This is a genomic window from Micromonospora sp. HM5-17 (genome assembly GCF_003762835.1).
Classification (GTDB): Bacteria; Actinomycetota; Actinomycetes; order Mycobacteriales; family Micromonosporaceae; genus Plantactinospora.
In genome coordinates this window covers 24,651-49,489 of record NZ_RJWA01000013.1, presented here as the reverse complement: position 1 = coordinate 49,489, position 24,839 = coordinate 24,651, and the positions used below count along the sequence as shown (strand labels likewise).

Sequence of the window (24,839 nt, the reverse complement as noted above, 5' to 3'; positions counted from 1 at the left end):
ACCCGATTCCGCCCGGCCGGCGCTCCCGAGCCGAGCGGCGACCGGTCCCGCCGGGACAGGCCGGCGGCGCGCCGGACCGCGGGACGACCACAACCGCGACGACATGCGCAGACGAAGGTGAGGCGAGGATGAGACGACCAATCGCGTGGGGACTCCCGGCGGCGCTGGTTACCGCGGCCGTGGCGGTCGCGGCCGGTGCGGTGCTGCCGACGTCCCGGGCGTCCGCAGCGTCCGGTAGCGCCACCGGCTACGCGACCCTCAACGGTGGGACCACCGGCGGTGCGGGCGGGCAGACGGTGCGGGCCACCACGGGAACCGCGATCCACGCGGCCCTGTGCAACCGGCCCAGCAGCAGTACCCCGATCATCATCGAGGTCGAGGGGACCATCAACCACGGCAACACCACCAAGGTGTCGGGCGCGAGCTGCAACACCGCCGCCGACAAGATCGAACTCAAGGAGATCAGCAACGTCACGATCATCGGGGTCGGCAGCGGGGCCGTCTTCGACCAGTTGGGCATCCACATCCGCGACGCCAGCAACATCATCATCCAGAACGTGACCGTCCGGAACGTCAAGAAGTCGGGCTCGCCCACCTCGAACGGCGGTGACGCCATCGGCATGGAGAGCAACGTCCGGAACGTCTGGGTCGACCACGTCACGCTGGAGGCCTCGGGTGGTGAGTCGGAGGGGTTCGACGGCCTGTTCGACCTGAAGAACAACACCCAGTACGTGACGCTGTCCTACAGCATCCTGCGAAACTCGGGTCGCGGTGGGCTGGTCGGGTCCAGCGAGAGCGACCTCTCGAACGGCTACATCACGTTCCACCACAACCTGTACGAGAACATCGACTCCCGTACGCCTCTCCTGCGCGGCGGCATCGCCCACATCTACAACAACCACTACGTGAGCCTCCACGAGTCCGGAATCAACTCCCGGGCCGGGGCCCGCGCCAAGGTGGAGAACAACTACTTCCGAAACTCCAAGGACGTCCTGGGCACCTTCTACACCGACGAGGCCGGCTACTGGGAGGTCAACGGCAACATCTTCGACAACGTGACCTGGTCCAGCCCCGGCAGCGAGAACAACCCCGCCGGCCCCAACCCGCGGTCCAACACCAGCGTCGGCATCCCGTACTCCTACCGGCTCGACGGGGCCGGTTGCGTGCCGGAGGTCGTCCGCCAGACGGCCGGCGCCAACACCGGGCTGCGGGTGTCGGACGGCAACTGCGCGCCGCAGACGCCGACGGCGACCCCGACCCGGCCCACGACAGGGCCGACGACCCCCACCCCGGGGCCGACCCAGCCCGGTGGAACCAACCTCAGCATCGGGGCCGGGGCCGACGGCTCCAGCAAGGCCAGCGGAACGAGCTATGGCAACGTCCGGGACGGCGACCTGAGCACCTACTGGTCGCCGGTCGGCTCGACCGGGGACATCTCGATCAAGTGGGGTTCCGCGACCACGGTGTCCCGGATCGTCATCCGGGAGGCGGCCGGGGCGGTAGGAAACATCGGCTCGTGGCAGGTCATCAACCACGACACGGGTGCGGTCCTGACCTCCGGTAGCGGGGCGGGCACCATCACCTTCGCCCCGGTCTCGCTCAGGAAGATCACCTTCAGGATCGGCAGCGCGACCGGCACCCCGCGGGTCGCCGAGTTCGAAACCTACGCCGGATAGCGGGAGGATCCGCCGCGGTGCGGGCGTAACCCGTCGACAGCGCGGCCACCCCCGGCCAACCGGCGGACGTCGTCCGGGATTCGGCTCCGCCGACCTCGCCCGCTCGACCGGTCGGCCGGACGAGGCCCGCGGGCGCGAGGGAGCGCGCCACGCGGGCCTCGTCGTCGGCGGGGACCCCGTCCGTCAGGGACTGGTGCAACTGGTCGCGGCCGGCGGTGTGTTGCTGCCCGTCCAGCTGGCGAGGAACCCGAAGGTCGTGGTGCCGTTCGCGGGCAGCGAGCCGTTGTAGGGCGCGTTCCGGACCGTCACGTCAGCGCCGGTGGTGGTGAGCGTGCCGTTCCAGAGCTGGCTGATCCGCTGGCCGGCCGGGAAGGTCCACCGGACGGTCCAGCCGTTGATCGGTGTGGGCCCGGCCCGTACCACCACCTCACCCTGGAAGCCGCCGGGCCACTCGCTCACCACCCGGTACGTCGCGTCGCAGGCACGGGCCGGAGAACTGGTCGGCGGTGTCGTGGGCGGTGTCGTCGCGGGTGGGGTCGTCGGAGGGGTGGTCGTGGGTGGGGTCGTCGGGGGCGTGGTGGGCGGCGTGGTCGGGGCGCCGGGGAGACCGAAGGCGTAGAACGTCGTGCTGGTCGGCCCGAGGCGTTCGTAGCCGTTGCCCCAGTACAGCCGCCCGTCGACGATGGCCGGTCCCGCGTTCGAGGCCCCGACGCCCTGGTACTCCCAGAGCAGCTCGCCGGTGGCGGCGTCGAACGCGTACATGTAGCCGTTCAGTGCGCCGTAGTAGACCACGCCGTTGGCCGTGGTGGCCGGACCCACCGCCTGGCCGCCGTGCGGTTCGGGCACCTGCCAGATGATCTCTCCGGTCGCGGCGTTGAGGGCGCCGAAAGAGCGGGGTGCGACGCGGGTGTCGGATCCGTGCGGTCGGCCCGGGTCGGGCGGATCAGGGTCGCTCGCCGACGCCGGTCGCGACCTCCGCCAGTCGCCCGCCGCCGGGCCGGGACGCCAGCGGGGCGGTCGGCAGACCGGCGGTCGCCCGGAGGCCGTCCAGAAACTCCTCGATCGCCTCGCGGGCGCTGTGCCGGGGCGACCAGCCCAACTCCCGCTCGGCCCGCGAGGTGTCCATCACCGGTATCCGGAACACCGCGTCGAGCAGGTGCGGGGCGGCGGGCACCAGGTGCAGGTGCCAGGCGGCGGCCAGGACGGCGCGGACCGGACCGGCGGGCAGCCGTACCGTTCGGGCCCGCAGGCAGTCGGCGAGCAGGCGGGCGTCGACGACCGGCTCCGCGGCGAGGTTGAAGGCGCCGCGGACGTCCCGTACCACCGCCAACCGGTACGCCTCCGCGGCGTCCGCCGCGTGCAGCGCCTGGAACCGCAGACCGGGGAGGTCCGGTACGACCGGCACGATTCCCGGTCGGACCAGCCGCCCGGGCAGCAGCGGACCGGCGAAGAGCCGTCGCTGCTGGCTGGCGGCCTCCCGCTTGAAGATGAACCCGGGGCGGAACCGGACCACCCGGACGTGCGGCTGCTGCTGTTCGAAGGCGTCGAGGGCCCGCTCCAGGTACGCCTTCTCCCGGGTGTAGCCGGCGACCGGCCAGCCGTCCGTCGGCCAACCCTCGTCCACCGGCCGGTCCTTCGGCCCCGGCGAGTACGCCCCGACGCTGGAGGCGTAGACGAACGCCCGTACTCCGGCGCGGGCGACCGCCGCGAAGACCCGCCGGCCGCCGACGACGTTCACCCGCCACGTGGTGAGCGGCTGGTGGGTCGGTTGGAAGAGCCAGGCGAGGTGGACCACGACGTCGGCCCCGTCGAAGATCTCCGCGAGGTCCGACTCCACGATGTCGGCCTCGATCCACTCGGTCTTCGGCACCCGCCAGCGCGGCCGTCGCCGGGCGACCCCGACGATCGTGCCGACCGCCGGATCACCACTCAGCGCCTCGACCAGGCTCGTCCCGACGTTGCCGGTCGCGCCGACCACCACGACCCGCAGACCCGAGCCGGTCCCGCCCACCGCGGTCACCGGTCCGCCCCGTCGTGCCGGTCGCGTCGACCCCGCGTCGTCCTCCGCGCGTCCATGGCGGTGGCCGTTCCCACAAAGCCGCCCGACAAACCGACCGGGACCGGCGTCCGGCCGCCTCGGCCCGGCGTACGCCGCCCGAAAACCACTTGCCGTGCCGGCCCGGGTGCGGCCAGGGTGGGGCCATGACGTTCTGACGGACGACATCCCAGTCCAGCCGAGGCCCCGGCAGCGCCGATCCGCGTCCGGGTGAGCCGTGGCACCCGTCCGTCCCCACCCCTCTACCGGAAAGAGCGTCGTTGTCGCAGCAACACTCTGGGCAGGCGTTCCTGCCCCGGGCCGTCCCCACCACCGGATCGGCCACCGTCACCATCTTTGCCTCCGCCCGTAGCTGGATCGAGTCCGACGCCGTCGCGCAGTGCCACCAGGTGGCGGCCCTCGACGGGATGATCCACGTCGCCGCCATGCCGGACCTGCACCCCGGCAAGGGGGCGCCCATCGGCGCCGCCATGGCGTCGACCGTGCTGTACCCGCACCTCGTGGGGTCCGACATCGGCTGTGGTATCGCCGTGTTTCCGGTCGCGCTCAAACGCGTCGTACCCGAGCAGCTCGCCGCCCGGTTCCCGGACCTCGACCGGGCCCTGGACCCCGAGCGGGACGCCGACGACCCGGCCTGGGCCGTGGTGGACGGCGACATCCCCGCCGGCCACACCGACGGGCTGGGGACGGTGGGCCGGGGCAACCACTTCGTGGAGCTGGCGAGGATCCAGAGCGTCCTCGACCCCGGCCACGCGGCCCGGCTCGGACTCGCCGCCCGGGACGTCGTTCTCATCGTGCACAGCGGCTCCCGGGGCCTGGGCGAACGCATCCTGCGGGAGCACACCGACCGGTACGGCGCCGGCCCGGCCGCCGACCCCGCGGCGTACCTGGCCAGACACGACGCCGCCGTGCGCTGGGGTTCGCTCAACCGGCGGCTGATCGCCGCCCGGGTGCTACACGCGCTCGGGGCCGAGCCCACCGAGCCGGTCGTTGACCGGTGCCACAACCTGGTCGAGATCCGCGACGGGAGGTACCTGCACCGCAAGGGTGCGGCACCCGGGGATGGCGGTGACGTCCTCGTCGCCGGAACCCGGGGGACGTGTTCCTACCTGGTGGCCGCCCACGCCGGGCCGGAGGCCAACTTCTCGGTCGCCCACGGTGCCGGCCGCAAGATGTCCCGCGCCGACGCCCTGCGCCGGGGCCGGGCCAAGCACACGGTCGAGGAGCTGCGGCGGACGCCGCTCGGCTCGATCGTGGTGTGCGGCGAGCGCCAGCTGCTGTTCGAGGAGGCGCCCATGGCGTACAAGCGGATCGAACAGGTGATCGCCGACCTCACCGACCACGGTCTGGCCACCCCGGTCGCCTCGACGGTCCCGCTCGTCACCTACAAGACGGCCGAGCGCGCCGGGGCCGGCTCCGGCGGTACCGGCCGGCGGGAGGCTCCGGCACGCCGCCGGAGCCGGGGGCGGTCGTGAGCGTGACCGGCGGCGAGCGTCACCTGCTCGTCTCGGCCGGGCGTGGCCCCCGGGAGTGCGCCTGGGCCGTCGCGCAGCTGGTGCGCCGGCTGGAGGCCGACGCCGGCCGGCGGGGGATCAGGACCCGCCGGGTCCAGACCGTTCCCGGCGACCGGCCGGGCACCTACCGCTCGGTCCTGCTGGGGATCTCCGGCGCCGGCGCCGAGGAGTTCGTGAGCTCGTGGACCGGGACACTGTGCTGGCAGGCACCCAGCCCCTACCGGGCGCGCGCCGGCCGCAAGAACTGGTACGTCGTCGCCCGGCCGTGCCAGGTCGACCCGCCACGCAGCGGATTCGACGAGGCGGACGTCGAGATCGTCCCGTGCCGGACCGGGGGACCCGGCGGACAGCACCGGAACAAGGTCAGCACCGCCGTCCGGGCGACGCACCGCCCCTCGGGGATCGTCGTCGTGGTCGACGCCGAACGGCGGTTCAGCCAGAACCGTCGCCTCGCGCTGGAGCTGCTGCGACAGCGGCTCGAGCGGAACGACCAGATCGCGAGGCGGGCCGCGGCGACCGCCCGTTGGCGGGTCCACGACGATCTTGTCCGCGGCGATCCCGTCCGGGTCGAACGACCGGGGCTCGGGCCCGGTGCGGCCCGGTCGGGGTAGGCCGGGGGCGTCGCACCCTCCGCGCCGCCGGAGTGTTCGTATACCGTACCGGCGGGCGGTCGTGCGGATAGCCGGGCCGCCGAGTGCACTGGGGGAGGGGACGCGGGATCATGCGTCTGCACGTGGGGTGCGCGATGTGGACGCACCGTTCCTGGCAGGGGCGCCTGGTGCCGCACCCGCTACCGGCGCACGAACGTCTGCGGGCCTACGCGGGGTGGTGCAACGCGGTCGAGGGCAACACCACCTTCTACGCGACACCGTCCCGGGACACCGTCGCCTCCTGGGCACGCCAGACCGATCCGGACTTCCGGTTCGTGATCAAGTTTCCGAAGCTCGTCACCCACGAGCGCCGGCTCGCCGACGTCGACGAGCCGTTGCGGGCCTTCCTGGACGCGATCGAGCCACTCGGTCCGCGGGCGCACGCCCTCTGGATCCAGATGCCGGGATCGTTCACCCCCGCCGAGCTGCCCGCGCTGGCCCGCTTTCTGCGCCGGCTGCCCGGATCCCACCGGTACGCCGTAGAAGTCCGGCACCCCGCGTTCTTCACGGATCCCCGGGCCGCGCGGCTGCTCGAGGGAGTCCTCGCCACGGCGACCGCGGAGTGGGTCCCGTTCGACACGACGGCGTTCTTCCGCAGCCCGCCGACCAGCGACGCCGAACGGGAGGCCTGGACCAGGAAGCCGCGGTTGCCGCTGCGGGCGGTCGCGCTGACCGACCGGCCGATCGTCCGGTACCTCGGCCGCGACGACCCCGCGCGGACGATCGAGGGCTGGCAGCCCTGGATCGAGGTGGTCGCCGGGTGGCTGTGTGAGGGTCGCTCGCCGACCGTGTTCATCCACACGCCGGACAACGCCGAGGCACCCGTGCTCGCCCGCCGCTTCCACGACGACGTCCGGGCCCGGGTGCCCGACCTCGCGGCACTGCCCGAGCCGGCTCCGGTCGAGCCCCTGACCCTCTTCTGACCGCTCGACGCGGCGCCGGCGGCGGCCACTCCACCACCGCGGTCACGGTGTCGAGGCGCCCCGTCGCCGCGTGACACGGTCGCCGCCGCCGACGACGAAGGGCACCCGAGGGGTGGCTCGGGTGCCCTTCGCGCTCGTGCGGTCAGCCGGCGGACCGGCCGGTTGTCACCCGCGGCCCGGCGACCTGACCGTGACGTCGTCCGGTACCACCGTGGTTCCGCGGACGATCGGGCTGGTCATCGTGCTGGTGACGGTGCCCGTACCGGGAAGCAGGCCCCGTACCTTGACGGTGTACGAGACGGAGCCACCCGGGACCGGGTCCGTGCTGGTGACCCGGAGGTCGCCGGTCGGCAGGGTGCCGGCGGGCAGCGAGGCGCCGCCGCTGCCGTCCGCGTTCTCCGCCCCGACCAGGTACGGCTGGTTGTTCGGGGTGGCCGGCAGCGCGGCCGGGTCGTAGGCGAAGACGATGTCCTGGGTACCGTTCAGCCCGATCCAGACCTGGAAGTGCCGGTTGGAGTTGGTGCCCCAGACGTTGACCTGCCACTCCACGACCAGCCAGCGTCGGGTGCCGTCAGTGAGCGTGGCGGCATAGATACCGGGGGCGCCGGTGCCGTCCAGGTCGGTCCAGAACGGCGCCAGGATGTTGTTCGGACGGGCCGGATCTGGCAGGGAACCGGGCAACTGGCAGCAGTTGTTGTCCTCGGCGGTGGCGGGCCCGACGACCAGGTAGCCGTTGGAGTCCACCGAGAGCGAGGTGTACCGCTCCCCGTTGAAGACGAACTCCGGCACGTTGAAGCTGAGCAGATCCTCGTCGCCGACCGCCTGCGGCGGGATGCCGAAGTCGGCGAGTGGGAGCCACTCACCGGCGATGGTGCCGGCACCGAGCGACGGGACCCCCGCCTTGCGGCCGGGGAGCGTGACGCCCTTCCGCTCCGCCTTCAGTGGGTTGGTGACCTTCGCCCCCGAGGCCGACACGATCGGCAGCCGGACCGTCGTGGTGGTGGTCAGGCTCGCCGTCGTCGCCGTGGACGAGTTGTTCTGGGCGGTCACCGTGCAGGTGCTGGTCCCGAGCCAGGACACCGGGTCCGGCGTGCAGGAGGTGGTGAGGCTGACGTCGCCCTGCCGGGGGACGAACGCCACCGGCAGGTGCAGGGTCGGCAGCTTCCTGGTCGCCGGCACCAGCCGGATCTCGCCGAAGTACTGCGCGGTCGGCGCGGTCGACGAGATCTCGATCCGGAGCTTCACCGACCTGCCCGGCTTGACGGTGAACGTACGCGGCGAGACGGTGATCCGGCTTCCGGCCGGCGAGGTGACCTTCACCGTGTACCGCTGGGTCTTGCCGCTGACGTTCGTCGCGGTGCGGACGGTGCTGATCCGGCCCGGCATCACCTTGGCGTCGACCGACGGCAGGTTCAGGTCGATCGCGCGGAGGGGGTCCGCGCCGAGCGCGAGCATCCGGTCGGCGGTCTCGTCGAAGGTCAGGCCGGGCTCGTCGGCCTTGGTCAGGTCGAGGCGACCGCTGCCGTAGTCCAGCGGGTCGGCCGGGGTGGTCTCGTCCTCCTTGACCACGTCGGTCGTCGCCGTGGTCATCATCGCCGACTTGATCTGGCCCGGGCTCCACTCCGGATGCAGCGCCGCCAGCAGCGCGGCGGCGCCGGCGATGTGCGGCGCGGACATCGAGGTGCCGGCGATGGCCTGGTAGTACTGGCCGGCCGGGCCGCCGTCGACCGCGTCCGGCGTCGGCGTGTTGCCGGCGAGGATCTGGACGCCCGGCGCGGTGATGTCCGGCTTGAGGACCAGACCGCCCGGCCCCCGCGACGAGAACGCCGCCATCACGTCACCCTTGCCGCTGTGCGTCTGGCCCGCGGTGAACGACCCGGTCACCTCGGAGTGTTCGGTCATGAAGGCCTTGAACCTGGTGCCGTCGGCCAGGTGCACCGCCGGCAGGAAGTGGTTGTCGGTCTCGACGTCCTGCAGGGTCGGGTTGTAGAGGATCATTCCGACCGCGCCGCCCTGCGCCACGTTGTAGCCCTTCTCGATCCGGCCGTTCACCCCGCGCTGGCACGCCACGATCTTGCCGGTGAACGTCCCGGCCGCCGCGGGGGTCTGGCAGATGGCGCCGCCGGAGTAGCCCGGAACCGACTCTGCCAGCACCACCGGGGTGGCGTCCGGCACGCCGGCGGTGATCGAGGCACCGGTCAGGGTCAGGGTGTCTCCGCCGCTGCGCAGCGTCAGTGTCGAGCTGAACTCGCGGGTCTGGGTGGAGGCCGCGACGGTCGTCACCCACGGAACGTAGTTGTCGACCGTTCCGGCGCCCGGGCCGGAGTTGCCGGCCGAGGCCGCGACGAAGACGCCGGCCGCGTACGCGTCCCAGAACGCCTGCATGCTCGGGTCCGTGGGGCCGCCGCCCCCGCCGCCGATGGAGTAGTTGAGGACGTCGACGCCGTCCTTCACCGCCTGCTGGATCGCGCTGACGATGTCGGAGGTGAAACCGCCCTGCGGGCCGAGCACCTTGTAGACCGAGAGCCAGGCTCCGGGAGCGATCCCGGCCACCGGGCCGCGCTCCACCCCGAAGACCTTCGCCGAGGAGACGACGTTGCCGACCGCGGTCGAGGCGGTGTGCGTGCCGTGACCGCCGCTGTCCCGAGCCGACCGGTAGACGTCGTCACCGGCGACCTGGTCGTACGTGTCGAGGAACCGGGCGCCGCCGATCAGCTTGTTGTTGCACCGGAAGACGTCCACGGCCGGGGTCAGCGGGTTGTCGCCGAAGTCGCAGGTGCGCGGCGTGCCGTCCGGCTTCGGCGGCGGCGCGCCGAGGTTGCCCTGGTCGGCGAAGGAGGGGTGCTCCGGCCAGGCGCCGGTGTCGATGATCCCGACGATGACCCCCTTGCCGGCGTTGCGGGTGCCGCCGAGCCGCGGGTAAACCGAGGTGGCACCGATGAACGCACCGCTGGAGTCGGTGAGAGGCTGGCGCAGGGTGTCCTGCTGGACGGCGACGACGCCGTCCATCTTCAGCAGTTCACCGATCTTGTTGGCCGGCAGGATGGCGGAGACCCCGCCGTACACCGTGCGCAGGCGGTGGCCGACCTTCGCCGTCGGGACCCGCCTGCTCAGGTCCTTGACAAACGCGTTCTCGCGGCTGACCAGGTAGTCGGTGTAGCGTTTCTCGGCCGGGGAGCCGGACAGCTTGCGGCCGGTCGTGCGAGGGCTGGTCGGGGCGTATCCGCTGACGCCGCCGGCGTAGCTGGCCACCGCGTCGTAGTCGAGCTTCACCAGGACCGGGATCGGCGTGGCGTCGGTACGGCCGAGCAGCGCCGGATCGGTGCGGGCGAGGCTGCTGCTCGGGGCCTTCGCACCGCTGACCTTCGCGACGGGGCTGAGCGCGGTGGCGGTGAACGACGGCGGCGGCTCCGCCAGACCCGGGCTGGCGGTGGCGACCAGTGTCAATGGCGGAACCAGGGCTGCCGCCAGTCCCGCACGGAGCCATAGAGGTCGTCTCATGGGGTTTCCTCTCGAGACCTGGGGGTCGAGGCGCATCGTTCCACGCAGTGGATCTCGACGCCAGGTCCGGAGGGACACCCGTCGGCGACGACCAGGCAGTCATTATGAGCGGTACAGAAACCCCGCTCGGCGGTGTGGAACCGGCCGCCGACGACCGGTCGTCGGCGGCCGGTTCGCGGCGGTGCGCTTACTCGCCGTGCGTCGCCAGGTGGACGATCGCGCTGGCCGTCTGGAAGTACTGGCTCCGACCGAGGTCACCGATCGTCTTGATGCCGAGGGCCTCCTTGAGGTGCGTCGCCGCGCGCTCGCTGATTCCGGCGAGGGCGGCGACCGGCGCGTCGACGAGCTCGGCCACGGTCTTGTCCTGGTAATCCTTGTCAACCAGCTTGGCGAGGTTGGCGGTAACCGGCACGAGAACTCCCCATGTCTCCCGGCTCGGCGGGATGCCGAGCGCGGCGTCAGTGTTCCATATTGGACTGACGTCGCCGAGCGCCGCCCGGTCTCCGTCCGGGCGTGCCGCCGCTCCGTCCGGACGCCGCGCCGGGGTCGGGTGTGCCACGTCCTCCCCGGGCCGACCCCGTACGGTTGCCGGGGCCGCCGCCGACGGGCGTTCCGCCCCGGTCGGATGGCCGTGCCGGGATGCCGGCCGACCCTGCGCCGGCCGCGCCCCGGGCGCCATGGCGCGATCTTGGTCACAGACAACCGCCGCCGGCGACGGTGGAGGTGGCACGGTGGATCGCGGGCCGGCCGAGCGGGGCCGCCCTCTGCGGGCGTGCGGACGGAGTGGAGCGGTGGGACGGGAGCCGGGGCGGCGGATGGGAAAGGTGTTGCCAGGCTGGCTGGCGATCGCGCTGACGGTCATCGGCGGCGTGGGCTCGGCCGCCCAGAACCTGGCCAACGCCGAGTTGGGGGAGCGAACCGGTCACCCGGTGGTGGGCGGGCTGGTGAACAACACCGGCGGGCTCCTGCTGGTTCTGGTCGGGCTGGTGGCCCTGCCCTCGATGCGGACCGGGCTGCGGGCGCTGTGGCGGGCTCGGCTGCCGTGGTGGACGTACCTGGGCGGGCTCTGCGGCACCTTCTTCATTGCCGCCGGCACGTACGTGGTACCGGTGCTCGGGGTCGCGGTCTTCACCATCGCCCAGGTCGCCGGGAACAGCGCCGGCGGGCTCGCGGTCGACCGGACCCGGCTCGCCCCGGCAGGCCGGCTCGGGCTGACCGGGCCCCGGCTCACCGGGGCGCTGCTCGGCATCGGCGCGGTGGCGTTGGCGCAGCTCGGGCGGCCGGTCGGCGACCTGGCACTGGGCCTGGTGCTGGTGGGCGTGGTCGGCGGGGCGCTGATCGCCGTTCAGGGGGCGTTGAACGGGCGGCTCTCGGCGACCGGCAACCCGGCCGCCGCCACCGCCACCAACTTCGTGGTCAGCGCCAGCTCGATGGCTGCCCTGGCCGCCGTCACCGGGGTACTGGGCCGGCTCGGCCGGGTTGACTGGCCCGCCGACTGGTACCTCTACGTCGGCGGCGCGCTCGGGGTGGGGATCACCGTCGTGGTGCTGCTCGGGATCCGCTCCGTGGGGCTGCTGCGTACCGGGCTGGCCCTGGTCGCCGGCCAGCTCGGCGGAGCGCTCCTGCTCGACCTACGGCCGGGCGGTCCGGGGGCGAGTCTGGCCGTGCTGGCCGGGGCACTTCTCACCCTCCTGGCCGTCGTGATCTCGGGTCGGGCCGCCCGCGGCGCCCCCGCCGCCACCTGAGCCGCATCCCCGCGGGGCGCCACCCGAGCCGCGGCGCCGCGTCCCGGCCGCCATCCGACCCGTGCCACCGCGGCGCCGCGCCCGCCCCGGTGAGGTGGCGCCGTCGCCAGGTGGCAGACTGGGCGTCGTGACCGACTCCGTCGTGGTCCGCGAGCCCGCCGTACGGGTCCGGCCGCACCGCATCCGGGTGCTCTGCTGGATCGCGGCGCCCGTGCTGGTGCTGCTGTTCACCCTGCTCAGCATCGGCCTGCACGGCTCGACCGGTTCGGGCCAGGCGACGTTTCAGCGGGGCGACCAGTTCGCCATGGCCGGGCTGGGTGTGCTCGGCGCCGCCGTCGTACTGATCTTCACCCGTCCCCGGGTCGAGGCGGACAGCCGTGGGATCCGGGTGCGCAACCTCGTCGGCGGCTATGAGCTGCCCTGGGACGCGGTGCGGGGGATCCGGTTCAACCGGGGCTCCGCCTGGGCCAGCGTGGAGCTGGACGACGATGAGCTGCTGCCGATTCTCGCTCTCCAGGTGGTGGACCGGGAGCGGGCCGTCAACGGGGTGCGCGCGCTCCGCGCGTTGCACGCCGCCCACCAGCGGTCGTCGGGCGGCTCCGCATAGGTCGCCCGAGCGGACCCGATCCGACCCGTCCGGTGGTCCGCGCCCCGGGCTGCCCGTTTTGGCATCGTGCGGGCTGACCTGCTAGTCTTCATCAGTCGACCACTGCTCTCGGGCTGCGCCCGTCGCCGAACGCGACAAACGCACCCGGGCAGTCATCAAGCGGAGCGCCTGCTCCCACCCGAGTCGCTGCGAGATGGCGGCCGGGTCCGGTCACCGGTTCGGTTCCGCCGGGCCGGAGCGTGGTTCTTCGGGATCACCCTGACCGGTCGAGCAGGCCCCGGCGGATGCCGGGGCCTTCTGCTTGTGGTCGACGCACGAAGGACCGGCCGCCGCTGACGCGGGGCCGGTGAAGGATCACCACGAGGAGGCCTCATCAGCGTCGAGCCACGCGTGAACGAGCAGATCCGGGCACGTGAGGTCCGACTGGTCGGCCCTGAGGGCGAGCAGGTGGGCATCGTCCCGCTCGAGCGCGCCCTGCAGCTGGCCGCGGACGTCGACCTGGACCTGGTCGAGGTTGCGCCCATGGCGCGCCCGCCGGTGTGCAAGCTCATGGACTTCGGCAAGTACAAGTACGAGAGCGCACTCAAGGCGCGCGAAGCGCGGCGTAACCAGCAACAGACCGTCATCAAGGAGATGAAGCTCCGCCCGAAGATCGACCCGCACGACTACGAGACCAAGAAGGGCCACGTGGTGCGGTTCCTCAAGGCGGGCGACAAGGTCAAGGTGACGATCATGTTCCGGGGTCGCGAGCAGAGTCGACCGGAGCTGGGCTATCGGCTCCTGCGCCGGCTCGAGTCCGAGATCTCGGACCTGGGGTACGTCGAGGCCGCTCCGAAACAGGACGGTCGTAACATGATCATGGTCCTGGCTCCGCATCGGGCCACCAAGGCCGCTGCTTCGGCGGCGAGGTCGGGTTCGGCGCGCGAGCGGGAGGCTGGTGCCGCCGAGGCACCGCCGGCCAAGGGCGCATCGCCAAACGCGGCCGGATCCGCCGGGACCGCCGGCGAGTAACAGGGGAGAGACGCACCACAATGCCGAAGATGAAGAGCCACACCGGGATGGGCAAGCGGGTCAAGGTGACCGGCCGTGGCAAGATCGTTGCCCAGCAGGTCGGGCTGCGCCACAACCTGGAGAAGAAGGCCTCCACCCGGACTCGCCGGCTCACCGGCACGGTCGAGGTGGCCAAGGCCGACTACAAGCGGATCAAGAAGCTGCTGGCCCGCTGACGCGCGCCTGATCTGAGAAGGAGTAGTTGAGATGGCACGCGTCAAGCGGGCAGTAAACGCTCAGAAGAAGCGCCGTACCGTGCTGGAGGCCGCCAGCGGTTACCGGGGCCAGCGCTCCCGGCTCTACCGCAAGGCCAAGGAGCAGGTGCTGCACTCGATGCAGTACGCCTACCGGGACCGGCGTGACCGCAAGGGCGACTTCCGGCAGCTGTGGATCACCCGGATCAACGCGGGCGCCCGGGCCAACGGGATGACCTACAACCGGCTCATCCAGGGCCTCAAGCTCGCCGGGGTGGAGGTCGACCGCAAGATCCTGGCCGACCTCGCGGTCAACGACCCGACCGCCTTCGCGGGCATCGTCAAGGTCGCCCGCGCCGCCGTGGCGGCCGAGGGCACCGGCGGCGCCTCGGCGCAGGCCGCCTGACCTTGCACCATCCGATCGAGGCGTCCCACGTGCCGGTCCATCCGCGGGTGGGGCGCCTCGACCGTGTCTGCACCAGGGAGCATTCGCTGTTCACCCCCCGTACCCCGCGGGTCGTCGCGGCCCGGCGGCTGCACCGTCGCCGGGAGCGGGACCAGACCGGCCGGTTTCTCGCCGAGGGGCCGCAGGCGATCCGGGAGGCGCTGGCCAGCCCCGGCGTGGTGGTCGAGCTCTTCGGCACCCCCACCGGCCTGGGCCGGTACGCCGACCTGGCGGCGACCGCCGCGGGCGCCGGGATCCCGGTCTCCGCGCTGACCGACGAGGCACTCGCCGGGCTCACCGAGACCGTCACCCCGCAGGGGATCGTCGCCGTCTGCCACCGGGTCGACGTCCCGCTCGCCGAGGCGGTACGCCGCCGACCCGAGCTGGTCGCCGTGCTCGCCGAGATCCGGGACCCGGGTAACGCCGGCACGGTGCTGCGGACCGCGGACGCGGCCGGGGCGCAGGCGGTCATCTTCGCCGGCGAGGCGGTCGACCCGTACAACGGCAAGTGCGTGCGCGCCTCCGCGGGGAGCCTGTTCCATCTCGACGTGGTCCGAGCCCCCGACCCGGCCGAGGTGGTGGCGGTGCTCCGCGCCGCCGGCCTCACCGTGCTGGCCGCCTCCGGCTACGGCGAGACCGACCTGGACGACCTCACCGACCGCGGAGGCCTGGCCGGCCCCACCGCCTGGCTCTTCGGCTCCGAGGCACACGGGCTGCCGGCCGAGCTGGCCGAGGCGGCCGACGCCCGGGTCCGGGTGCCGCTGCACGGGCGTGCCGAGAGCCTCAACCTGGCTGCCGCCGCGGCGGTTTGCCTGTACGCTTCCGCCAGAGCATTGCGTTCCGGGCGGCGCCCCGTCCCGGAGACGCGGACCACGACCGGGGAGATGTCGACCTGATGACCGGGTGCGGTGCGTCGGACGTGCGACACGCGCGACGCCACTCGTTTAGCCAGCCCGCCGGTGTCGGCGGGCGGCAGGGCTGACCCACACCTCCCTGCGGACCTTCCCACCGGCGGGCTGCGGCCGAGCCGCCCGTCCGTAGACTCTGATGGCCGCCCGTGAGGGCCGCCCACCGGCCTGTCCGTACCGTCGCCGCTGCCGGGTGTTCCGTACCGGCCGGGTCGCCGTGCCGCCGCGGCACCGTACCGCGTGACCCGGGGACCGGACCGGCCGCCGGGGCAGCCCGCAGGGGCATCCACCGCGACGCGGCCGGAGATCCGACGCGCCAGGCCGCGGGGACCGCCCGCGACGCAGAGGGAGTAGCTGCACGCCATGACCTATCGCAACGACCCGTACGACCCTAAACAGGTCGCCCTGCTCGCCCCGGAGGCGCTGGCGGCGGCGGTCACCGACGCGAAGGCCGCGTTCGACGCCGCGGCCGATCCCGAGGCCCTCGCCGAACTGCGCCGGCGGCATCTCGGCGACCGGGCACCGGTCTCGCTGGCCCGCCGGGAGATCGGCGCCCTGCCGCCGGCGGCCAGGGCCGACGCCGGCAGGCGGGTCAACGAGGCCCGCCGGGAGATCGAGGCCGCGTACGCCGAACGGCTCGCACTGGTGCAGGCGGCCCAGGCCGAGCGGATCCTCGCCGAGGAGCGGGTGGACGTCACCCTCCCGTACGACCGGCGGCCGCGCGGGGCCCGGCACCCGGTGAGTACGCTCGCCGAGCGCATCGGCGACCTCTTCGTCGGCATGGGGTACGAGATCGCCGAGGGTCCCGAGGTCGAGTTGGAGTGGACCAACTTCGACGCCCTGAACATCGGCCCGGACCACCCGGCCCGGGGCACCATGGACACCTTCTACCTGGACGTGCCGGGGATCGTGCTCCGTACCCACACCTCGCCGGTGCAGGCCCGGACGATGCTCGCCCGCAAGCCGCCGATCTACGTGGTCTGCCCGGGCCGGGTCTACCGCACCGACGAACTGGACGCCACCCACAGCCCGGTCTTCCACCAGGTGGAGGGGCTGGTCGTGGACGAGGGCATCACCATGGCCCACCTGCGCGGCACCCTGGATCACTTCGCCAAGGCACTGTTCGGGGCCGAGGCGCGGACCCGGTTCCGGCCGCACTACTTCCCGTTCACCGAGCCGTCCGCCGAGTTCGACATCTGGTTCCCCCAGCACCGCGACGGACCGCGCTGGGTCGAGTGGGGCGGCTGCGGCATGGTGAACCCCCGGGTGCTCACCGCCTGCGGCATCGACCCGGACGTCTACTCCGGGTTCGCCTTCGGCATCGGAATCGACCGGAGCCTGATGTTCCGGCACGGGATCGGCGACATGCGCGACATGGCCGAGGGGGACGTGCGGTTCACCCGTGCGTTCGGGGTCGAGGTGTAGCGGAGATGCGCGACGGCGTAACGGACGCGGTGGACGACGGAACGGATGCGGTGGTCTGAGTCATGCGAATTCCCCTTTCCTGGCTGCGGGAGTACGTCGAGCTCCCGGCCGAGCTGAGCATCGAGGAGCTGGACCGGGCACTGGTCAACCTCGGCATCGAGGTCGAGTCCATCGTGGACCTCCGGGAGACGGTCACCGGGTCGCTGGTGGTCGGCGAGGTTCTCGAGATCGAGGAGCTGACCGGGTTCAAGAAGCCGATCCGGTTCTGCCGGGTCGACGTCGGAGCCGCCAACGGCACCGGTGAACCGCAGGAGATCATCTGTGGGGCGACCAACTTCGCGCCCGGCGACCGGGTGGTGGTGATCCTTCCCGGTGGGGTTCTCCCGGGCGGCTTCGCGATCTCCGCCCGGAAGACGTACGGGCGGATCTCCCACGGGATGATCTGCTCGGCCCGGGAACTCGGCATCGGTGACGACCACTCCGGGATCCTGGTGCTGACCGAGGACGTCCCGGCCAAGCCGGGCGACGACGCGCGCCCGGTGATCGGGCTCGACGACGTGGTGGTCGAGGTCGAGATCACCCCGGACCGGGGGTACGCGATGTCGGTCCGCGGGCTGGCCCGGGAGCTGTCGCACGCCTTCGACGTACCGTTCCGTGATCCGGCCCAGCTGCCGGCGCCGGGGGCGACCGCCACGCCGGCGTACCCGGTGCGGGTGGTCGACACGGTCGGCTGCGACCGGTTCGCGGCCCGGGTGGTCCGGGGTATCGACCCGCTCGCCGAGTCTCCGCGGTGGATGCGGCAGCGGCTCACGGTCGCCGGCATCCGGAGCATCTCGCTCGCCGTCGACATCACCAACTACCTGATGCTGGAACTCGGTCAGCCGATGCACGCGTACGACCTGGACGCGCTCCGGGGCGAGCTGGTGGTGCGCCGCGCGGTGGCCGGGGAACGGCTGACCACGCTGGACGGGGTGGTACGGGAGCTGCATCCCGAGGACCTGGTCATCTGCGACGCCGGGCTGCCCGACTCGCTCGCCGGCCCCGACGGCGGGGTGCCGATCTCGCTCGCGGCGGTGATGGGGGGCGAGAGCAGCGAGGTCGTCGCCACCACCACGAACGTGCTCTTCGAGGCGGCGCACTGGGATCCGGTGACGGTCGGCCGGACCGCCCGGCGGCACCGGTTGTTCAGCGAGGCGGCGAAGCGCTGGGAACGGGGCGTCGACCCGGCGCTGCCGCTGGTCGCGCTGGAGCGTGCGGTGACGCTGATGACCACGTACGGCGGCGGCACCGTCGGGGACGAGGTGCTGGACATCGACCACACGACGCCCCCGGGTCGGATCGTGATCGACGCGGACCTACCGGCCCGACGGGTCGGCGTGGCGTACGAGCCGGAGCGGGTGGTCGAGCTGCTGGAACGGGTCGGGTGCGCGGTGTCCCGGACGGACGCGCGGAGTGCCGCCGCCAGCCTCGCCGGTGGGCGGCACGCCAGCGGGCCGCCGACCCTGGTGGTGACCCCACCGACCTGGCGGCCGGACCTCACCGACCCGGCCGACCTGATCGAGGAGGTCGTCCGGCTGGACGGCTACGACCGGGTACCGTCGGTCCTGCCGCTCGCCCCGCCCGGGCGCGGACTCACCCCGACGCAGCGGCGACGCCGCTCGGTCAGCCGCGCGCTGGCCGAGAACGGCTTCGTGGAGGTGCTGACGCACCCGTTCGTGGCGGCCGAGATCTTCGACCGGCTCGGCCTGCCGGCCGACGATCCGCGGCGTCGGACGATGCGGGTCGCCAACCCCCTCTCCGACACCGATCCGCTGATGCGGACCATGCTGCTCCCGACCCTGCTTGGCGCGCTGCGCCGCAACGTCAGCCGCGGCCAGCGGGATCTCGCGCTCTACGAGATCGGCCTCGTCTTCCTGCCCCGGCCGGAGGCGGGGGAGCCTCCGAAGATGGGGGTGGCCCACCGGCCGAGCGACGCCGAGTTCGCCGCCGCCGACTCGGTCCTGCCGGAGCAGCCCTGGCACGTCGCCGCCGTCCTCACCGGCGAGGTCGAGCCGACCGGGTGGTGGGGGCCGGGCCGGCCGGCGGGCTGGGCCGACGCGATCGAGGCGGGACGGGTGGTGCTCGCCACCGCCGGCATCCCCGAGCAGCGGATCGTCGTGCGCCAGGCCGCGTACGCCCCCTGGCATCCGGGCCGCTGCGCCGAGTTCCTCGTCGACGGCGTCACGGTCGGGTACGCCGGCGAGCTGCACCCGGCGGCGTTGTCGGCGCTGGAGCTGCCGGCCCGTACCAGCGCGATGGAGATCGACCTGGACGCGTTGCCCGTCGCGCCGGTGGTGCCGGCGCCCCAGATCTCCGGATATCCGCCGGCGCTGATCGACGTGGCGCTGGTCGTGGATGCGGGGGTCCCGGCGGACGAGGTTCGACGGGCTCTCACGGACGGCGCCGGCGAGCTGCTGGAATCGGTCCGGCTCTTCGACGTCTACGAGTCGGCGCAGCTGGGTGAGGGGCGGAAGTCGCTGGCGTACAAGCTGGTCTTCCGGGCCCCGGATCGCACCCTGACCGGCGAGGAGGCGGTCGCGGCCCGAGACGCCGCAGTGGCCGAGGCCGCCCGCCGCTGTGGCGCGGTCCTCCGCGGCGCCTGACGGCCGGCGCTCACCTGGGGCCGAGGGTCGGCCCGCGGGTCCGGGTACCGGCCACCGATTCCGCCGGGAACGGCGACGGCCGCCGCACACCTGTGCGGCGGCCGTCGCCGTCGAGCGTGCTATGCCGGTGTGACGTGGGTGCCGCCCGAGTGCCGTCGCCTGTCCGGTGTCTGGACCCGCCGACCGTCGGGCGCCCACCACGCGGCTGCCGGTTTGTGCGGTCATGATAGGAAGAACGATCATGAGTCCGCATCCACTTCGGATCTCCAGCCCGACGAGGTGGCTCCGGACCTGGGGGCCGGTAGCGGCGCTGCTGGTGGTCGTCGCGGTGGCCAGCATGATCATCGTCACCGGGCTGCGCTCGTCGCCCACCCCGCCGGCCCGGCCGCTCCTGGTCTCCAGCGGGGACTGGGCCCCGTTCGTCGGCCCGGAGCTGCCCGACGGAGGGCCGGTCACCAAGTTGGTCGTGGAGGTCCTGAGCCGGTCCGGCTATCGCCCCGAGATCTCGTACACCTCGTGGACGCTGGCGGAGGAACGGGTCCGGTCCGGCGCGTCGCTCGGCATGTTCCCGATGGTGGCCAGCGCATCCCGGCGTGCCGACCTGCTGCTCTCCGATCCCCTCATCGACTTCGAGTACGTGCTGTTCTACCACCGCCGTGCCGGTGCCCCGGCGGTCTCCACCCCGGCCGACCTCGCCGCACTGCGGGTCGGCGGTATCGCCGGCTACGACTACTGGGCGGAGCTGGACGCGGCGGTCGGCGAGCTCGTCGAGTTTCCGTCGACGGCCGACGGTTTCCAGGCCCTGGCCGACGGCCGCGTCGACCTCCTCGCCGAGGGGCTGCTCTCCGGCCGGGCGGCGCTGGCCGATCCGACGTTCGCGGGGGACGCCGCCGACTTCGGCTACCTGCCCGGCGACAACCCGCTGGTGCATTCCGTGCAGGGACTCCACTTCATGATGGCGGACACCCCCGAGGCCGCCATCGTGATGCGGAAGTTCAACCGGGCGCTGGCCGAGATGCGCCGGACGGACGAGTACGCGGACCTCGTCGCCGACCTGGTGCCCGCCGCGAGCCGAGAGGTCACCCTCACCCCGGTCGGCGACACCGGTCTGGTGGAGTTGCGGGACGCGGCGGGCCGGTTGGTGCTGCTCGCTCCGCGCGGCACCCGGGCCCAGGTGCTCGCCTGGCCGGACGCGTTCCTCGACGCGGCCAAGGAGCCGACCGGACGGATCCTCGTCCGGGTGAAGGTGTCCAACGGGCCGGCTCAGGGCCGGGTGCTGTACGTCGACGCCCGGGCGCTGCTGCTGACCGAGGAGGGATCGTGACCGGATCGGGTGGCATCCGCGACCGGTTCGGTCGGTCCGGCGGTGGCGGCGTCCGGGGTATCCGGGAGGTGGCGTGACGCAGCTTCGGATCCTCGCCCCGGTGGTGGTGGACTACTACGCCGTGCCGGGGGCGTCCCTGCGTGACCCGGTGTCCCACGCCCGCTTCTGGCGCGAACGGCAACCCGAGCTGGACGACCTGCTCCGACGGCTGGACCCCGCGACGACGGCGTCACCCGCCGAGGCACCGCCGGCCGGGGGACCGGGATCGGCGCCACCGCCCGACCCGGGACCGCCGCCCGCGATCGAGCTGAAGCACACCCGCCCCCGCAGTTCGCTGAACCTCTACCGAACGATCAGCTACCACGGGGACGAGCGGACCCTGCACGTGCTGACCGGCACGCTGCGCCCGGCACACCTGCCGGACGAGTTCACCGGGGCCACCGACGCGTTGCACACCGGCGTCACCGAGATCAGCTTCCGCCTCTACGACCACGGTCTGATGCTGCTGGAGATGCTGTCCGATGTCGACGGATGGCTCGCCGGGCACGCGGGGGAGCTGACCACCCGGCTCGACGAACTGCAGGCCGCGGCGGTGGCGATGGGTGAGCGGGTTGCCCGGGAGGTCGTCCGACGCTACCTGGATCCGGTGCTGGCCCTGCTTCGCGCCGCCGACCCGGACGAGCGGGTGCTGCTCGCGGCCACCCCCGCCGACGACCCGGTCCGGGCCGAGTTCGGCGAGGTGCTCTGGGTCACCCGCAGCCTGCTGGTGAATCCCGAGGCGCCGGACGCCGCCGAGATGATCCGGCACTGGGTCAAGGACGTGACGGTCAGGGACGGCGACCGGCCACCCGCCGAGCGGCTGATCGAGGGCGAACTGAGCCACCTCGTGCGCTGGCTGAACTACATCTTCCTCGACCGGACCGGCGCCGGGGGTCGGATGCTTCCCGGCGACCCGTTCCGCGACCAGTGGGAGGCACTGCGCTACGCCCAGGTGTTCTACGGGGTCCTGGAGCGGATCGACACCCGGCTGTCCACGATCCTCGCCGACACGGCCGCGGCGCGTTCCCGGTGGGAACTGGAGCAGCTGAGGGGAGAACTGACCCGGCTGAGCCAGCGTGCCGAGCTCATCATCATGGAGCGCCAGAACGTCTCGAAGTACCTCAAGCGCGGGGTACGGGTGGAGATGGACGCGATCCTCGACTTCTGGGACTGCGAGCGGCTGCTGGAGCAGCCGGTGCTGTTCAAGGTCGAGCTCTGCAGCCGGCGGCTGGCCGAGCTGGCCGCACGGCGTACCGCACGGTCGGCCATGTTCACCGACCTCATCCTGCTCGGTATCGCGATGACCTCGATCCTCGGCACCGCGTTGGCGGTGACCGAGTTCGGGCGGTCAGTGGCGACCGACCCGGAGATGTCCGTCTACGACCTGGGCCGCTCCTCCATCGTGGAGTGGGTCGCCGCGCAGCCGGCGGACGCGGTCGTGATCAGCTCCGGCGTGCTCTCCGTGCTGTTGGTCGTCATCTACCTCTTCTTCCGCCGGGACCGCAGCACGTGACGGGACGGCGCGACGGATGAGACAGGCGCTCCGTAGCCGATCCATCCGGGTCTTCACCCTCGCGCAGTTCCTGCTCGAGGTGCAGTTCTGGTTTCCGGTCTGGCTGATCTACCTCCGGGATCTGGGCTTTCCGCTCACCACGGCGGTGCTCGCCGACGCGGTGTTCCGGATCGTGGCGGTGGTCTGTGAGTTCCCCGCGGGGGTGGTGGCCGACCTGCTCGGCCGGCGCCGTACCTACCTGGTGCTGGCCGGCGGGTCGGTGCTGACGTTCGTCACCATCACCCAGATCCGCGGTGTCGGGCTCCTCTTCGCCGCCTGGGTGCTCTGGGGCGTGCTCTGGGCGTTCACCTCCGGCGCGGCGAGCACCTACCTCTACGAACTCTGCCAACAGGACGAACTGGAGATCAGTCCGGCCCGCGCCTTCGGGCTGGTCCGCGCGGTCGGCAGTGTCTCCGTGCTGCTCTCGCTGCTGGCCGCCGGATACCTGTACGAGGTGGATCCGCGGCTGCCGTTCGCGGTCACCGCCGGTCTGGCCGGGGTGGCCTTCCTGCTCGCGCTCACCCTGCCCGAGATCCGCGGATCCCGGGTGGTCTCCAGCCTCTCGGGGATCCTGCGCGACGTGCGGGGCGCGATCGCGGACATCCGGGTGCGCCGCGCGGTCTGGCTGGGGATCCTGCTGCTGCTCTTCGGCTGGAGCGCACGGATCCTGTTCCAGCCGCTGGCCCTGGAACTGGGGCTGTCCACCCGGGCCACCGGCTGGATGTACGGCGCGTTCGCGGCCGCCTCGGTGCTGGGCGGCCTGGCCGCCGGGTACGTCGGCCGGCGCCGCGGGGCGGCGTTGGCCACCGCGTTCGGCCTGATCCTCGGCTCCCTGGTCGCCGTCAGCCAGGTGGCCTGGCTCGGACCGTTCGTCTTCCTGCCGGTGATGGGCTTCGGGTACGCGCTCGGCACCACCGTCCTGGAGGTCCTGACCAACGAGGTCACCCCACGACCGGTGCGCGCCGCGATCGTCGGTGTGGTCACCTGCCTGGGCGGAATCGGCATCGCGGTCGCCCGGCCCGGGCTCGGGATGCTGGCGGACGTGCGGTCCACCCCGTTCGCGGCCGGGGTGTGGGCCGGGGTCGGGGTGGTCCTGGTCGGATTGGCGGTGCGGACGATCCGGCGGCTTCAGCCCGCCACGTCCGGCGGTCGGGCCGTTACGCTCGACTGAGCGGCGGTCGCGGCCGGTGCCGGGCAGCGGCGCCGGGGACCGCGCCGAAGGTCCGCACGGCGTCGGCGGGTCGGGAGTGCGGGTGGAGAGACGCGGAACGGTGCTCATCGACCTCGGTGAGGATCACGGTCGGTTGGCGGACGAGCCGGCGCCGTCGCCCGGATCGCGGCGGGTCGCCATCCGGTGGCGGGCCGGGGTCCTGGTCACCCTCCTGGTCCTGTTCTGCCTCACCGCGGCCGGTCCGCCGGACGGGCGGCTGCGCGCCACCGGCACTCTCGCCGTACCGGCCGGGAGCACGTTCTTCGTCGCCGGTGACCTGCTCCTGGTCTCCGTGGCTCGGGCCGGTCCGGGCGGGCGTACCGGCACGCTGACGGCGTACGAGCTCTATGGCGGTGCCCGGCGCTGGAGCGTGCCGGCGGAGCCGGCTGGCCGGTACTCCGCGGACCTGGTCGGAGACGTGCTCCTGATCGCCGAGGTCAGCACGGTGGGGCGGGGCACCGTCACCACCGCCCGGTCGGCGGCGACGGGTGCGGTGTGGTGGAGTCGGCCGGGGCGCGTGCTGCGGATGCCGGACAGCACCATCGGGCTCGGCGTCTGGGAGGTCCGCAGCCTCTCCGGGGCGGGACGGCGGTTGGAGGGCGCCGTCGAGGCGGTCGAGCTCGCCACCGGCGCGGTCCGTTGGCGGCTGCCGCTGTCGTCGACGGCGGTGGTGCAGCCGGTACCCGGCGATCCGCCCCGGGTTCTGGTCGTACACGACACCGTGGCGGCCGAGCTGTACGACCCGGCCACCGGTCGTGTCGTCGGCACCGGCCAGCTGCCGCCCGCGGACTACGCGCAGCACAATCCCCGGGTGATCGCCGGCCGGCTGGTGCTGCGGCACCCCGACCGGGCGGGCTTCTCGGTCACCGGGTACGACCTGCCGGACCTGACCCCGCGGTGGAGCCGTCCCGGCAGCGGGTCCGGTGAGGCGATCCGGGACTGCGGCGGTCTGGCCTGTCTGGACGGTGAGTCCCAGGTGGTCGCCCTCGACCCGGACACCGGCGCGGAGCGCTGGACCCGGAGCCGGCCCATCGGCTGGCACTCGATCGTCTGGTCGCCGGACATCCTGCTCCGGCCCGAGGCGTCCGGCGGGCGTACCCTGCTCGCCGTGGCCCGCGGCGCCTCGCTGGAGATCATCGGCGCCCTGCCCGCCGGCGTGGTGGACTGCCGGGCCGGCCTCACCGTCCTCGTCTGCCGGACCGCACCCGACCGGCTCGGCCTCTGGCGGTTCCGGGGCTGACGGACACCGCGGGGACGTGTCCCAGCACGGCGTCTCCTATCGCGGCGCCCAGGACAACGACGAGTAGAGGTCTGATAAAACCCGTTGCCGGTTTTGTGGTGATAATCTCCCACATCCGCTGCGTGACGTTGCGGCCCA

At 72.9% G+C, this 24,839-nt stretch carries 20 protein-coding genes and 1 pseudogene; 16 read left to right on the top strand and 5 right to left on the bottom strand.

Going from position 1 to position 24,839, the window contains the following annotated elements:
- Positions 1 to 128 precede the first annotated feature (128 nt).
- A complete protein-coding gene (locus EF879_RS25040) occupies positions 129 to 1,676 on the top strand; it encodes a polysaccharide lyase family 1 protein (RefSeq protein ID WP_123562799.1) in 1,548 nt (515 codons plus the stop codon).
- A gap of 183 nt (positions 1,677 to 1,859) precedes the next feature.
- Here EF879_RS25040 and EF879_RS25035 read toward each other — a convergent pair whose 3' ends face one another.
- The 3 genes and pseudogenes from EF879_RS25035 to EF879_RS25030 all read right to left on the bottom strand — a co-directional run bounded on the left by EF879_RS25035 (position 1,860) and on the right by EF879_RS25030 (position 3,696).
- Positions 1,860 to 2,345, bottom strand: coding sequence for a cellulose binding domain-containing protein (locus tag EF879_RS25035; protein WP_370375560.1), 486 nt, complete (start codon positions 2,343 to 2,345; stop codon positions 1,860 to 1,862).
- A 6-nt stretch (positions 2,346 to 2,351) separates the two neighbouring features.
- Positions 2,352 to 2,546 (bottom strand): annotated as a pseudogene (locus EF879_RS28545) (PQQ-binding-like beta-propeller repeat protein); the annotation flags it as partial.
- 73 nt (positions 2,547 to 2,619) lie between these two features.
- The gene (locus EF879_RS25030) at positions 2,620 to 3,696 is read right to left on the bottom strand and encodes an NAD-dependent epimerase/dehydratase family protein (protein WP_233604739.1); all 1,077 of its coding nucleotides are present in this window, start codon (positions 3,694 to 3,696) and stop codon (positions 2,620 to 2,622) included.
- Positions 3,697 to 3,992: 296 nt separating this feature from the next.
- Between EF879_RS25030 and EF879_RS25025 the strand changes: the two genes are divergently transcribed.
- The 3 genes from EF879_RS25025 to EF879_RS25015 all read left to right on the top strand — a co-directional run bounded on the left by EF879_RS25025 (position 3,993) and on the right by EF879_RS25015 (position 6,819).
- Positions 3,993 to 5,207, top strand: coding sequence for an RNA ligase RtcB family protein (locus EF879_RS25025; protein WP_370375557.1), 1,215 nt, complete (start codon positions 3,993 to 3,995; stop codon positions 5,205 to 5,207).
- A gap of 2 nt (positions 5,208 to 5,209) precedes the next feature.
- Entirely contained in the window at positions 5,210 to 5,857 is a 648-nt protein-coding gene (gene prfH / locus EF879_RS25020) for a peptide chain release factor H (RefSeq protein WP_123562793.1), read from the top strand.
- 134 nt (positions 5,858 to 5,991) lie between these two features.
- Positions 5,992 to 6,819 carry a DUF72 domain-containing protein gene (locus EF879_RS25015; RefSeq protein ID WP_199736603.1) on the top strand — a complete coding sequence of 276 codons (828 nt, stop codon included), beginning with the start codon at positions 5,992 to 5,994 and terminating at the stop codon, positions 6,817 to 6,819.
- A 165-nt stretch (positions 6,820 to 6,984) separates the two neighbouring features.
- Here EF879_RS25015 and EF879_RS25010 read toward each other — a convergent pair whose 3' ends face one another.
- Positions 6,985 to 10,320, bottom strand: a complete 3,336-nt coding sequence (locus EF879_RS25010; RefSeq protein WP_123562789.1) for a S8 family serine peptidase — start codon at positions 10,318 to 10,320, stop codon at positions 6,985 to 6,987.
- A 187-nt stretch (positions 10,321 to 10,507) separates the two neighbouring features.
- Positions 10,508 to 10,879 carry a hypothetical protein gene (locus tag EF879_RS28390; protein ID WP_233604738.1) on the bottom strand — a complete coding sequence of 124 codons (372 nt, stop codon included), beginning with the start codon at positions 10,877 to 10,879 and terminating at the stop codon, positions 10,508 to 10,510.
- A gap of 232 nt (positions 10,880 to 11,111) precedes the next feature.
- On the opposite strand from EF879_RS28390, the gene EF879_RS25000 reads away from it, so the two are divergent.
- From EF879_RS25000 to EF879_RS24945, 12 genes are all read left to right on the top strand, one after another.
- Positions 11,112 to 12,065, top strand: coding sequence for a DMT family transporter (locus EF879_RS25000; RefSeq protein WP_233604737.1), 954 nt, complete (start codon positions 11,112 to 11,114; stop codon positions 12,063 to 12,065).
- Positions 12,066 to 12,192: 127 nt separating this feature from the next.
- Positions 12,193 to 12,672 carry a PH domain-containing protein gene (locus tag EF879_RS24995; RefSeq protein WP_233604736.1) on the top strand — a complete coding sequence of 160 codons (480 nt, stop codon included), beginning with the start codon at positions 12,193 to 12,195 and terminating at the stop codon, positions 12,670 to 12,672.
- A 390-nt stretch (positions 12,673 to 13,062) separates the two neighbouring features.
- Positions 13,063 to 13,683 (top strand): translation initiation factor IF-3, encoded by a 621-nt coding sequence (gene infC, locus EF879_RS24990; RefSeq protein WP_123562783.1) that lies wholly within the window; start codon positions 13,063 to 13,065, stop codon positions 13,681 to 13,683.
- Between the two features lie 20 nt (positions 13,684 to 13,703).
- Positions 13,704 to 13,898, top strand: a complete 195-nt coding sequence (rpmI, locus tag EF879_RS24985) for a 50S ribosomal protein L35 (RefSeq protein ID WP_123562781.1) — start codon at positions 13,704 to 13,706, stop codon at positions 13,896 to 13,898.
- Positions 13,899 to 13,929: 31 nt separating this feature from the next.
- A complete protein-coding gene (rplT, locus tag EF879_RS24980) occupies positions 13,930 to 14,322 on the top strand; it encodes a 50S ribosomal protein L20 (protein WP_123562779.1) in 393 nt (130 codons plus the stop codon).
- Between the two features lie 86 nt (positions 14,323 to 14,408).
- Positions 14,409 to 15,257, top strand: a complete 849-nt coding sequence (locus EF879_RS24975; protein WP_233604743.1) for an RNA methyltransferase — start codon at positions 14,409 to 14,411, stop codon at positions 15,255 to 15,257.
- Between the two features lie 375 nt (positions 15,258 to 15,632).
- Complete coding sequence (gene pheS / locus EF879_RS24970) at positions 15,633 to 16,694, top strand: phenylalanine--tRNA ligase subunit alpha (RefSeq protein WP_123562777.1); 1,062 nt, start codon at positions 15,633 to 15,635, stop codon at positions 16,692 to 16,694.
- Between the two features lie 62 nt (positions 16,695 to 16,756).
- Complete coding sequence (gene pheT / locus EF879_RS24965) at positions 16,757 to 19,336, top strand: phenylalanine--tRNA ligase subunit beta (RefSeq protein ID WP_123562775.1); 2,580 nt, start codon at positions 16,757 to 16,759, stop codon at positions 19,334 to 19,336.
- Positions 19,337 to 19,577: 241 nt separating this feature from the next.
- Positions 19,578 to 20,660, top strand: a complete 1,083-nt coding sequence (locus tag EF879_RS24960; RefSeq protein WP_158624290.1) for an ABC transporter substrate-binding protein — start codon at positions 19,578 to 19,580, stop codon at positions 20,658 to 20,660.
- 73 nt (positions 20,661 to 20,733) lie between these two features.
- On the top strand, positions 20,734 to 22,212 hold the full coding sequence (locus tag EF879_RS24955) for a hypothetical protein (protein WP_123562771.1): 1,479 nt from the start codon (positions 20,734 to 20,736) through the stop codon (positions 22,210 to 22,212).
- Between the two features lie 16 nt (positions 22,213 to 22,228).
- Positions 22,229 to 23,422 (top strand): MFS transporter, encoded by a 1,194-nt coding sequence (locus EF879_RS24950; RefSeq protein ID WP_123562769.1) that lies wholly within the window; start codon positions 22,229 to 22,231, stop codon positions 23,420 to 23,422.
- A gap of 82 nt (positions 23,423 to 23,504) precedes the next feature.
- A complete protein-coding gene (locus EF879_RS24945) occupies positions 23,505 to 24,701 on the top strand; it encodes a PQQ-binding-like beta-propeller repeat protein (RefSeq protein ID WP_148086549.1) in 1,197 nt (398 codons plus the stop codon).
- Positions 24,702 to 24,839 lie beyond the last annotated feature (138 nt).